This is a genomic window from Amycolatopsis sulphurea, assembly GCF_002564045.1.
Taxonomy (GTDB): Bacteria; Actinomycetota; Actinomycetes; order Mycobacteriales; family Pseudonocardiaceae; genus Amycolatopsis; species Amycolatopsis sulphurea.
Genome location: NZ_PDJK01000001.1, coordinates 936399 through 949155, shown reverse-complemented (window position 1 = coordinate 949155; position 12757 = coordinate 936399). Strand labels below are relative to the sequence as shown.

The following is a 12757-nucleotide window of genomic DNA, read 5'->3' as shown; positions in this document are numbered from 1 at the left end:
AGGCCGTGGGCCGAGGCGGGCGACGCATCCGAGACCCGGACGGGCGCCCGCCGGTCGGGGAACTCATGCGCAGGAGATCAGCGCGGCTTGGATCCGGTCCGAGGTCCGGGCCACCGAGCGGATGCGACCCGAATGCCGGGATCAGCGGGTCCGCCAGCGCCCACAGCTCATCCGGCACCAACCGCAGCGACAACCGATCAACCACAGCCAAGATCATCGCTCATCAGTGGTCGATCACCACGTAAGACACGTGAGGGATACGTGCTCGCGGAGGACCCGGTAAGGAAGGTGGGTCTCGCTCGCGAAGGCCGATGCCTCGACGTGTTCCGGCTCGATGCGTTGCCCCAGCCCGGTGAACAGCGAGATGCCCGCACCGAGCAAGACCGGCGCGACGTCGAGGGGGAACTCGCAGACGAGTCCAGGCAGAAGGGACTGTCGAGAGCTGCTTCCTCCGAGCGGACTGACCCACGTTCGAGGCCGCGAAGTACTACGCGGAGCCAGATTAGCCTCTGGATCAGGTCGTGGCCTGGTCGCGGACCGCTCCGCCGTCCGGGCGAAGCACCACGCGACGCAGGTGAGGAAATCCGGAAATCCCGGCACCGGCCGCCCCCCAAGGCTACTCCGTTCGAGCGTCTTGACCGAGCGATGATCACCGCCTGGCATTTCCTGCCGCAAGCAAGCAAGAGAGATCAACTTCATACTTAAATATGATTTTACTTATCCTTTAGTTACATTTTGTTACATTGCCGGCGAGCCACCCGCCCACGCCGAAGCCGGTGACTCGCGCATCCACGAAGACACTCGCCGCCTACGACGGGATCCTCGCTCATGCCGGACGACCAGCAGGTAGTGCCTACCACCGAAGCCCAGAAAGGTATTTGGCTGGCGGAGAGCGTCCGTCGCGACGACCGTTCCGCCTACCTGTGGGGCGAATACACCGACATCGACGGAGAGCTCGACACGGCGCATCTGCAAGCGGCGCTTCGCCGGGCCTGTGCGGAAACGGAAGCCGTCAATGTGTCGTTCTTCTCCACCCCGGCCGGCGAACTGCGACAACGATTCCGGCGAGCGGAGTGGGTCTTTCCCTTGGTGGACCTGACCGGTGAGCCGGATCCGGCTGCCGCGGCGGAAAGCCGGATGCGCGCCGCGCTCGACCGGTCGCTGGATCTCGGTTCGGATCGGCTGCTCGGCGGCGAAATCCTTCGCCTCGCGGCACGACGGCATTGGCTTTTTCTCTGGACACACCACATCAGCCTCGACGGCGCCGGGATGACGCTGCTCTCCCGGCGGATCGCCGACGTCTACAACTGCCTGCTGACCAGCACCCCGATCCCCGCGAACGGCTGGGGTGGCCTCCGGGACCTCGTCGACGCAGAGGCCGAGTACCGGCGGTCCGACGCTTTCGAGCGGGACGCGGCCGCCTGGCGGACGCGGATGGACGGCCGTCCCGGCTTCCTCAGCCTGGCGCCCGTTCCGGCCGCCGCGGCCGGCCACTCGGCCCGGTTGACGACCATGGTGCCCGCCGAGGAGTTCGCCGCACTGCGTGCGGCCGCGGAAGCAACCGGTCATCGGTGGTCCCGGACGGTCGCCGCCGCGACCGCCGTGTGCCTGCAGACCCTGACCGGGTCCCGCGATGTCGTGCTCAGCCTGCCCGTCACGGCCCGGTGCACCGAACTGAGCAGGTCGGTCCCCTCGATGTCGGCGAACGTCCTGCCGTTGCGGATCGAGATCCCCCGTTCGGCGACCATCGCCGGACTGACCTCCACGGTGGCCGACCGGATCGCCGCAGTCCAGCGGCATCAGCGCTACCGCGGCGAACGACTGCGCCGCGAACTCGGCTATCCCGAGGACGGCCGGAAATTCTTCGGGCCGGTGCTCAACATTCAGCGGTTCTCCTATGGACTCCGGTTCGGGCCGGGCACGGCCACCGTGCACAACGTGGCGGCGCCACCCTCGGAAGATCTTTCGATCGTCGCCTACGACCGTGGGGACGGCGGACTCCGGCTCGACTTCGACGGGAACCCGGCCAACCACGACACCGCCCTGCTGGCTCAGGTACGCGACCGGTTCGTGCACGTCCTGCGTCAGTTCACCGAGAGCCCGCCGGACGCGCTGGTGGCCCGCCTGCCCGTCGCCACCCCACGGCAGCGCGAAACCGTGGCCACGTTCGGCACCGGCGCTCCGACGCGGGACGGGCCGGACACCGCGATCGGCCTCTTCTCCGAGCACGTGCGACGGACTCCGGAAACGTTCGCCGTGAGCTCGGCGCAGACCGGCGAGCGACTGACCTACCGCGAACTGGACGCCCGGGCCGGCCGGCTGGCGGCCCGGCTCGGTGCCCACGGTGCGGTCACGGGCACCACTGTGGGTCTGCTCCTCGAACGCTCCGTCGATCTGGTGGTGGCCGTGCTGGCCACGGTGAAGACGGGGGCAGCCTACGTCCCCCTGCACCGCGAAGACAGCCCGGACCGGTTGGCCGCGGTCGCCCGAGACGCGGATTTCGGCCTGCTGGTCACCGACGCGGCCACCGGCTCGGACGCGTTCGCCGCAACGTTCCGCGACCGGGGCGGGACGACCGTGGATCTCGGCCGTCCCGAGGAGACCGCTGCGCCGGCGGCGGTGACCGCCCGGCCGGATCAGCTCGCCTGTGTCATGTTCACCTCGGGTTCCACCGGTGAACCCAAAGGCGCGGCGATCACCCACGGCAACCTGGCCAGTCTGGCGAAAGACAGGTGGTGGACCGAAGGAGCCACCGCGCGGGTCCTCCTGCACTCCCCGCACGCCTTCGACGCCCTGACCTCGAACTCTGGGTGCCGCTGCTCACCGGGGGCGAAGTCGTCCTCGCTCCGCCGGGGCGGACGGACCCGGCCCTGCTCGAACGGACGATCGCCGACCACGGCATCACCGGCCTGTGGCTGACCGCTGGCCTGTTCGCCGCGCTCACGGAACAGAACCCGCGCTGCCTGGCCGGGGTGCGCCAGGTGTGGACCGGCGGCGACGTGGTGCCGCCGTCGGCGGTGCGGGCGGCCTTGAGCGGGCCGGACGCGCCCACGGTCGTCAACGGATACGGCCCGACGGAGACCACGGTCTTCGCCACCCGGCTGCCCTTGACCGCGATCGGGCCCGGCCACGGCTCCGTGCCGATCGGCCGCCCGCTCGACGGCAAGCGGATACTGCTGCTGGACGACGCGCTGCGGCCGGTGCCCCCGGGCACAGCCGGGGAGATCTATCTGGCCGGTGCCGGTGTCGGCCAGGGCTATCTGCGCCGCCCCGGGCTCACCGCCGAGCGGTTCGTGGCCGACCCGTCCGGACCACCCGGCTCGCGCATGTACCGCACCGGTGACCTGGCGCGCTGGAATACCGACGGCACGCTCGACTTCGCGGGCCGGAGTGACACCCAGGTCAAGCTCCGCGGGTTCCGGATCGAAACGAGTGAGGTCGACGCGGTCCTGACCGCCGAACCCGGTGTGCGGCAGAGCCTCACCGTGCTCCGCGAAGACCGGCCGGGTGACCGCAGGCTCGTCTCCTACGTGGTGCCCGCCCAGGACGCCGACCGCTTGGCAGCTCGTCTCGCCGACCGGCTGCCGGCGTTCATGGTGCCCGCCGCGATCATCGCGCTGGACGAACTTCCCTTGACCCGCAACGGAAAGGTGGACCGTGCCGCGCTGCCCGCGCCGGGCGGCCACGCCGATCCCCCTCCCGGACCGAAACCGGCCACCGCCGCCGAAGAGACCGTCGCGGCCCTCTTCCGCGATGTCCTCGGCCTGGCCGAGGTCCCGGTCGACCGGAGTTTCTTCCGGCTGGGCGGCGACAGCATCAAGGCCATTCAGCTGGCAGGCCGGGCCCGCCGGGCCGGGCTGGACCTGAGTACTCCGGAGATCTTCCGCACCCCCACGGTGTCGGAACTGGCCCGGACCTTGCAGATCCAGCCCGCGCGGCGGCCCACTCCCGAAGACCCCCGCGCCGAAGATCCGCTCGTCCCGCTCACCCCGATCATGCACTGGCTGCGGGGCCAGGGAGGTGCGCTCGCCGGTTTCTCCCAGTCCCTGCGCGTCCGCGTGCCGGCCGGGGTCACCGAGGAGATGCTCCGCACGATCGTCCAGGCGCTGGTCGACAGGCATCCGATGCTCCGGCTCTCGGTGTCCATAGTGGACGGGATCTGGTCCGCCGAGATCCGCCCGGACACCGAAGCCGGATTCACCCGTGTCGACGCCGGGGACCCGGACGCCGGTGACCACGAACAGCGGGCGCGTGCGGTCCTCGATCCCACTCGCGGCCGGGTGGTGGAGGCGGTGTGGTTCGACGCGGGATCGGACCGCCCCGGAGCTTTGACGCTGGCAGTGCATCACCTCGTGGTGGACGGTGTTTCGTGGCGGATCCTGCTCGACGACCTCCGGGAGATCGGCTCGGCGGCGCGGGAGGGACGGCCACCGCTGCCCGCGCCGGCCGGGACGTCGTTCGCGCACTGGGCCCGGCTGCTCGCCGAACGCGCTCAGCACCCGTCGGTCACCGGCCATTACCGGAGGTGGAAGACGGCCGCACCCACCCACGACATCGCGATGTCGAAGCGGGCGCTGGACCCGAGCACCGACACGGAGGCGACGCGCCGCGTACAGGTGCTGACCCTGCCGCCGGCGGTCAGCGGGTTACTGGCAGGCCGCACTGCCGAAGCCTTCGGCTGCTCGCTGAACGATCTGCTGCTGACCGCGTTCGCCCTGGCCGTCGTGGATCGGCGGACCGAGGCGGGCACCGCGGTGCTGGTCGATCTGGAAGGACACGGCCGGGAGGAGTTCGCCGAGGGACTGGATCTGACCCGGACGGTCGGCTGGTTCACCACCCTCTTCCCCACCGTGCTGGACCCGGGGGTCCGGTGGCGGGAAGCCCGCGACGAGCCCGCTCTCCTCGACGAAGCCGTCGAGCGGGTGCGCGGGACCATGGGCGCCATACCGGACAACGGGCTCGGGTACGGGCTGCTGCGCCATCTCAACCCCCAGACGGCTCCCTCGCTCGCCACCGGCCGGGTCCCGCAGCTGGCGTTCAACTTCCTGGGCCGCTTCGAGACCGCCGAAGAGCGCGACTGGGCCGCTGTGCCCGGCGACACCGTACTGGGTTCGTCGATGCCCGAAGAGCTGGCGATGGCCCACTGCATCGAACTCAACACCCTGCTCGTCGAGCAGGCAGAGGGCCCGCTCCTGCAGGCCAACTGGTCCTGGGCGGGCGAAGTCCTGGACACCGAAGACGTGCTGAGTCTGGGCCACCGCTGGTTCGAGGTGCTCACCGCGCTCACCGAACGCGCGGCCGACCTCGCCACCGCGTCGGTCCTTCCCTTGCCTCCCTTGGCGCAAGGCCTGCTTTTCCACTCGCTCTACGACCACGACGGCACCGACCCCTATCTGGTCCAGTTCGTCTTCACGCTGCGAGGCGAACTCGACACCGCCGCGATGCGAGGCGCGCTGCACGCCCTGCTGCGGCGTCATCCTCAGCTCTCCGCGGGTATCCAGCACAGTTCCTCGGGGCGGCCGGTCCAGGTGGTACCGCCGGAGTTCACCGTGCCCTGGACCGAACACGAGGTGTCATCCGAGCGCGACGTCGACCGGTTCCTCGACACCGACCGCCGGGAACGGTTCGAACTCGGGAAGCCACCACTGGTCCGTGCCGCGGTACTGCGCCGCGGCACGGATCGGCACGTGTTCGTGCTCACCACTCACCATCTCCTGCTCGACGGCTGGTCCATGCCCATCCTGATCCGCGAGCTGTTCGCGCTGTACGCGGGTGCGGCCCTGCCGGAAGCACCGTCCTATCGCGACTTCCTGAAGTGGCTGGGAGCCCGGGATCCGGAAGCCGACCAGGCGGCCTGGCGCGATCTTCTGTCCGATGTGGACGGGCCGACCCTGGTGGCAGGCCGGGACCGGCCCGGTTCGGGCGCCGTCCGCGGACGCGCGTTCTTCGAACTCGGCGCGCAGTCCAGCGCCCGGATCCGGGACGCCGCCGCCGAAGGGGACCTCACGGTCAGTGTCCTGGTCCGGCTGGCTTGGGCGACGGTGCTCGGTTCTCTCACCGGACGGGATGACGTGCTCTTCGGCGCCACCGTGTCCGGACGCCCGCCGGAACTGGCGGGTGCGGAGAACATGGTCGGGCTGCTGATCAACACGGTGCCGGTGCGGGTCCGGCTCGATCCCGCGCGGACGATCACCGAAACCCTGCACGCGCTGCGTGAACAACACTTGACGACGCTGGAGCACCAGCACGCGGATCTGACGGGATTGCAGGAACTCGCCGGCCACCGCGAACTGTTCGACACCGCGATCGTGTTCGAGAACTACCCTCTGGACGCGGACGCGCTGCGGTGTCCCGCTCCCGGCCTGGAGATCACCGGCCTCCGCGGTCTCGACGGCAGTCACTACCCGCTCGCCTTGCTCGTCCTGCCCGGTGAACGGTTCGGGTTGCGGCTCGACCACGACGAAGATCTGTTCGATCACGCCGCTGCCCACCGTCTGCTCGCCCGGTTCGCGACGATACTCGACCGCATCGCGTCCGAACCACGAGCGCGTCTCGCCGAACTGGACCTGCTGCTCCACGACGAGCGCCCGGGCACCGCGGCGGAGCCCGCCGTCACCGAAACGACCCTGCCCGGTCTGTTCGCGGCACAGGTCGCCCGGCGACCGGAGGCGACAGCGGTCGTCGACGGCGAACGCCGGCTGAGCTACCGGGAGCTGGACGAACACAGCACCCGGCTGGCGGCGCTGTTGCGAGCCCGGGGCGCGGGGCCGGAGCGGCTGGTCGCGTTGGCCCTCCCCCGTTCCGCCGACGCGGTCATCGGCGTGCTGGCCGTGCTGAAGTCGGGTGCGGGATACGTCCCGTTGGATCTCGAGCATCCGGCGCAGCGCCTGAACGAGATCCTCGAAGACACCGGGCCCGTGCTCGTCGTGACCACCGAGGACGCGGCCGTGCCCGGCGGCCGGCCGAAACTGCTGCTGGACGACGTCGCCGGCTCGGTTCCCGAGGATGGCGTGGCCGAGATCTCCGTGTCCGCCGCGAACACCGCTTACGTCATCCACACCTCGGGATCGACCGGACGGCCGAAGGGAGTGACGGTCTCCCACCGGACGGTGGTGAACCTGTTGTCCTCCACCGACGAGCTGATCGGTGCCGGCCCGGAGGACGTGCACAGCCTGTTCCACTCACTCGCCTTCGACGTCTCGGTCTGGGAGATGTGGGCCGCGCTCGGCCGGGGAGGACGGCTGGTCGTGGTGCCCTCGACGGTGACCCGGTCACCCCGCGAACTGCTCGGTCTGCTGGCGGCGGAAGGGGTCACCGTCCTCAGTCAGACGCCGTCCGCCTTCTACCAGCTGATGGCCGCCGAGGCCGAGCGGCCGGCCGAATTGGCCTTGCGCATGGTGATCTTCGCCGGGGAAGCGCTGGACCCCACCCGGATCCGGTCGTGGCAAGGACCCGGCAGGCCCCGGCTGGTGAACCTGTACGGGATCACCGAAACCACGGTGCATTCCACGTTCCAGGAAATCTCGGATCCCGGCACGACCCGGTCCGTCGTCGGCACCGCCTTGCCCGGTGAGCAGATCAGGTTGCTCGACCACGCCCTTCGCCCGGTCCCGCCCGGGTGCCCCGGGGAGATTTACGTGGCCGGGCACGGGGTGACCCGCGGCTATCTCGGGCGGCCGGGACTGACCGCTCAGCGTTTCGTGGCCGACCTCTTCGGCGGTCCCGGCGCCCGGATGTACCGCTCGGGGGATCTGGCCCGGACGCTGCCGGACGGCACGCTCGAATACCTCGGCCGCACCGATCACCAGGTCAAGGTGAGGGGCTTCCGGATCGAACCGGGCGAGGTCGAACGAAGGCTGGAGAAGCATCCCGCCGTCCACCGCGCCGTCGTCCTGCCGCACGAGCAAGACCGTCTCGTCGCGTACGCCGTCCTCCGCGGCCCGGTCGGCTCCGGCGAGCTTCGCGCACACGCGGCGGCCGCGCTTCCGGCGCATATGGTGCCCGCCTTCGTCGTGCCGGTACCGGAGATCCCCCTGACCGCCAACGGAAAGCTCGATCGCCGTGCGCTCCCGGATCCGGCGCCCGCGCCCTCGGTGAGCCGTCCCGCCGACACCGAGGAGGAACGGATCCTCTGTGCGGCGTTCGCCGAAACGCTGGGCGTCGCCGAGGCCGGGGCCGACGACAGTTTCTTCGACCTCGGCGGGCATTCGCTGCTCGCCACCCGGCTGATCAACCTCATTCGCTCCCGGACCGGGATCGAACTCGGCATCCGCGCGCTGTTCGACGCTCCGACACCGGCCGCCCTGGCCGCGCGGCTCTCCGGGCCCGGGAGCCGGAGACGTCCGGCTCTGCGCCCGGGTGCGAGGCCGGACCGGGTACCTCTTTCCGCGGCCCAGCGACGGCTGTGGTTCTTCACCGAGTTCGCCGGGCCGAACGCCGTCTACAACATGCCCTTTTCCGCCCGGCTCACCGGGGAACTGTCGGTCAAGGCGCTCCGGGAAGCGGTGTCCGACCTGCTGACCAGGCACGAGAGCCTGCGCACCCGGGTCGCCGACGTCGACGGCGAACCGTGTCAGGACCTGCGTCCCGCCGCGGAGGCCGACTTCGCCGTCGTCGCCACGACCAGGGCGGATCTGCCCGACCGGCTCGCCGAGGCCGGGGCGCACCGGTTCGATCTCGGCGCGGAACTACCCGTCCACGTGCGGCTGTTCGTCCTCGGCCCGGACGAGCATGTCCTGCTGTTCCTGGTCCATCACATCGCCGCGGACGGCTGGTCCTTCGCCCCGCTCGTAGCGGATCTGTCGGCCGCCTATCGCGCCCGGCTCGCCGGAGGCGCTCCACAATGGACGGACGAGCCGATCCAGTACGCGGATTTCACCCTGTGGCAGAACGAACTCGACCTCGCCTCCGATGAGGAGTTCTGGCGCGAGACCCTGCGAGGTCTTCCCCAGGCTCCCTCCTCGCTGCCCACCGACCACCCGCGCCCGGCGGTCTCGGCGCACCGGGGCGAAACGATCAGCGTCGACTTCGACGCGGGCCTGCACACCGCGCTGACCGGCCTGGCCAAGGCGCACGGCGTCAGCCTGTTCATGCTGCTGCACGCGGCGCTGGCCACGCTGACCTCCCGGCTCGGCGCGGGCGGCGACCTCGCGATCGGGACGCCCGTCGCCGGTCGCCACGACCACGCGCTGGACCGCGCGATCGGCTGCTTCGTCAACACCGTGGTACTCAGGAGCACGATCGATCCGGCCACGCCGTTCACCGAGTTCCTGAGTACCGTCCGCGACACCGACCTCGCCGCCTTCGCCCATCAGGATCTGCAGTTCGACCGCCTGGTCGAACTGCTCAACCCGGTCCGGACGCCCGGAAGCCATCCGCTGTTCCAGATCATGCTGGCCTTCCAGGACACCCCGGCCATCCGGTTCGACCTGCCCGGGATCGACGCCGAACACCTCCCGGTGCGCGGCGGAGGCTCTCGTCTCGACCTGCTGTGGAGCCTCTGGCAACGCGACGGCGGCGGGATCACCGGCGTCCTGGAGTACGACGCCGAACTGTTCCGCCCCGCCACGGCGCGGGCCCTGACCACGCGGTTCGAGCAGCTGCTGCGAGCCATCACCCGGGCACCGGACACCGCGATCGCCGACCTCGACATCCTGCTCCCGGGCGAGCGCCGGCGCGTGCTCGAAACGTGGAACGACACGGCGGCCACGCCACCCTCGGCCACCGTCGCCGAGCAGTTCGCCGCGCACGTAGCCGCCACTCCGGAAGCGCCGGCGATCCTTTCCGGCGGCGGCACGACCAGCTACCGGCAACTGGACGACCTCGTCCGCGGGATCGCCGCGGACCTGGCTTCCCAGGGCATCGGGCCGGGCGACCTCGTCGCACTGCAGCTGGCCCGGGGACCGGCGCTGCCGGCCGCCATGCTCGCGGTGCACTCTCTGGGCGCGGCGTATCTGCCCTGCGATCGGGACCTTCCCGAACAACGGCTCGCCACCCTCCTCACCGACTCGCGACCCGCTCTGCTGCTGCGCGACGAGGAAGGGACGATCGAGTTCGTCCGGCCCGGGGGCCGTCCGTCGCTCCTCCCGGCGGACAGCGCGTACACGATCTACACCTCCGGCTCCACCGGTAAGCCGAAGGGCGTCCTGATCGGGCATCCGGCGCTGGCCAACCTGCTCGGCGCGCTGGGCGAGCAGCTCGCCGTCACCCCGTCGGACCGTATGCTGGCCTGCTCCCCCACCGGGTTCGACATGTCCGTACCGGAGTTCTTCCTACCGCTGGTCTCCGGCGCGGCGATGGTCTTGGTGGATCGGGACGTCTCCCGCGATCCCGTACTACTACTGGAAACGGTCCAGCGGCTCGGCGTAACCGTCCTGCAGACGACGCCGTCCCTTTGGCAGGCCCTCGCCGACCTGCAACCACGGCTGCCGGGTGTCCGGGCGGTGATCGGCGGTGAGGCGGTACCGGACTCCTTGGCCGAGTCAGTACGCGGCCTCGGCTGTTCCCTGCTCGCGTGCTACGGCCCGACCGAGACCACCGTGTGGTCGGCGACTTTACCGGTCGGTGACCGGACGGAAGCCACCGTGCCGCTGGGCAGGCCGTTGGCCAACACGCGATGCGTCGTACTCGACGCCCATCTCCACCCGGTTCCGCCCGGCGTGCTCGGGCACCTGTACATCGCGGGAGACGGCGTCGCGACGGGCTATCTGAACCAGTCCGCGCAGACGGCGCAGCGATTCGTCGCCGATCCGTTCGGCGGGCCCGGCGCCCGGATGTACCACACCGGCGATCTGGCTTCCTGGAGTTCACAAGGGATCCTGCACTTCCACGGCCGCTCGGACCGGCAGCTCAAACTCCGCGGCCACCGGATCGAGCCCGGCGAGATCGAGGCGGCGCTCACGGGCCACCCCGGGGTCACCGCGGCCGCGGTGACCGTCCACGAACACGGGCCCGGCGACCATCGGCTGGTGGGCTACCTGATCGGCGACGCCGAGATCGACGCCGTGCACGAGTACGTCCGCCGGAGGCTGCCCTCGTACATGAGGCCGTCGAAATTGCTGACCGTCGACGAATTCCCGTTGAGCCACAACGGGAAACTCCAGCTTGATCACCTCCCGGCACCCCGCTGGGACATCGCCGCCGAGCCAGAACCGCCGCGGAACCCTCGCGAGCAGGTCCTTTGTTCACTGTTCGCCGAGGTGCTCGGCCTGCCCCGGGTGGGTGCCTCCGACAACTTCTTCGAGCTGGGCGGCCATTCGGTGCTGGCGATCCGGCTCGCCGCGCGGATCGGCGCCGTACTGGGGGTGGATCCCCAGATCCGCGACGTCTTCCTGGCCGGCACACCCGCGAGACTGGCCGCGGCGCTCGACGGCACCGGCCGGACCGGGCAGCTCGTGCCCTTCCGGGCGGGCGGCGACGGGACTCCGGTGTTCTGCGTGCCGCCGCTGAGCGGGATCAGCTGGCTCTACGCCGGGCTGCTCCATCACCTCGATCGCGCCCATCCGCTCTACGGCTTCCAAGACGACGTCCCCGGCGAAGAACTGCGTCTCCCCCGCAGTGTCGACGAAATGGCGGACCGGTACGCCGACCTGCTGTCCTCGGCTCATCCCACCGGGCCCGTGCACCTCGTCGGCTGGTCCTTCGGCGGCGTCGTGGCCCACGCGATGGCGCGGCTCCTGCGCGAACGAGGCCGTGAAGTCGGGCTCCTGCTTCTCGATCCCCAGGCCGGTCCGGCCCAAGACCTGCTCGGAGAACCCGACGACGAGCGGATCCACCGCGTTCTGCTCACCGCCGTCGGCCACGACGACAGCGTGTTCGCCCCAGGCGAGCTCACCGCGAAGGCGCTGTTCACGATCCTGCGTGCGGAGAACAGCTTCTTCGCCCGGTACACCGAAGACGACATCCGCAGGATCGTGCGGGTCTCCCGCAACAACGCCGCACTGCTGCGTGGCCATCGGCCCGCCCACTACGCGGGCGACGCCACGCTCGTCACCACGCCCGGCACCGGGGACTCCACAGTGGACTGGGGAGTGCACGTCGGCGGCGACCTCACCACCCACGAGATCGACACAGCCCATCACCGGCTCCTGCAACCGCGGAACCTGAGCCGGCTGGGCGACATCTTGCGGCGTCAGCTCGGCGCCGCCGGCCGTCCGGAGGAGACACCATGACCACCAACCCGTTCGACGACGAAAACGGCACGTTCCTGGTGCTGCGCAACGACGAGGACCAGCACAGCCTCTGGCCCGCATTCGCCGCCGTCCCGGACGGCTGGCTCGTGGCGCGCGACGCGACGAGCCGCGCGGAAGCGCTCCAGTACATCGAGGAGAACTGGACGGACCTGCGCCCGGCGACTCTTCGCCAGACCGAGAGCCGGATCCGGACATGACCGACGCCGCTTGCGCCGAGAACGCCGTCCGCCGGTACTACGGCCTCGTCGACGCCGGCGACATCGACGGGCTGGTCGCGCTGTTCGACGAACAGGCCGTCTACCGGCGACCGGGCTATCCACCGTTGAACGGACACGAGGCCCTGCGGGCGTTCTACCGCTCGCGACGGGTAATCGCCGAAGGACGGCACACCGTCGTACAGGTCCTGGTGCACGACCGCACCGCCGCGGTCCGGGGCAGCTTCCGCGGCGTGCTCAAGGACGGCGGTCACTGTTCGGTGCGCTTCGCGGACTTCTTCCTGCTCTCCGAGCGGCACCGGTTCCTCGAACGCGAAACGTACTTCTTCCAGCCCTCGATCTGAAGGGAGG

At 70.4% G+C, this 12757-nt stretch carries 4 protein-coding genes and 1 pseudogene; 4 read left to right on the top strand and 1 reads right to left on the bottom strand.

The features are described from left to right. Nucleotides 1-109 precede the first annotated feature (109 nt). Nucleotides 110-205 (bottom strand): annotated as a pseudogene (locus ATK36_RS34580) (IS5/IS1182 family transposase); the annotation flags it as partial. A 623-nt stretch (nucleotides 206-828) separates the two neighbouring features. Here ATK36_RS34580 and ATK36_RS04335 point away from each other — a divergent pair. From ATK36_RS04335 to ATK36_RS04320, 4 genes are read left to right on the top strand one after another with little or no spacing between them, the layout of a single operon-like run. Then, entirely contained in the window at nucleotides 829-2919 is a 2091-nt protein-coding gene (locus tag ATK36_RS04335; protein ID WP_098509919.1) for a condensation domain-containing protein, read from the top strand. Next, entirely contained in the window at nucleotides 2811-12170 is a 9360-nt protein-coding gene (locus ATK36_RS04330) for an amino acid adenylation domain-containing protein (protein ID WP_170069593.1), read from the top strand. Before ATK36_RS04335 ends, ATK36_RS04330 begins: the two co-directional genes overlap by 109 nt. Continuing rightward, on the top strand, nucleotides 12167-12388 hold the full coding sequence (locus ATK36_RS04325; protein WP_098509917.1) for an MbtH family protein: 222 nt from the start codon (nucleotides 12167-12169) through the stop codon (nucleotides 12386-12388). The genes ATK36_RS04330 and ATK36_RS04325 overlap by 4 nt, the downstream gene beginning before the upstream one ends. After that, the gene (locus ATK36_RS04320; RefSeq protein ID WP_098509916.1) at nucleotides 12385-12750 is read left to right on the top strand and encodes a nuclear transport factor 2 family protein; all 366 of its coding nucleotides are present in this window, start codon (nucleotides 12385-12387) and stop codon (nucleotides 12748-12750) included. The genes ATK36_RS04325 and ATK36_RS04320 overlap by 4 nt, the downstream gene beginning before the upstream one ends. The last annotated feature ends 7 nt before the right edge of the window (nucleotides 12751-12757 follow it).

Bases quoted from the DNA above. Each gene is read 5' to 3' on its own strand.
- ATK36_RS04335 (WP_098509919.1), top strand. From the start codon at position 829: ATGCCGGACGACCAGCAGGTAGTGCCTACCACCGAAGCCCAGAAAGGT.
- ATK36_RS04320 (WP_098509916.1), top strand. From the start codon at position 12,385: ATGACCGACGCCGCTTGCGCCGAGAACGCCGTCCGCCGGTACTACGGC.
- ATK36_RS04325 (WP_098509917.1), top strand. From the start codon at position 12,167: ATGACCACCAACCCGTTCGACGACGAAAACGGCACGTTCCTGGTGCTG.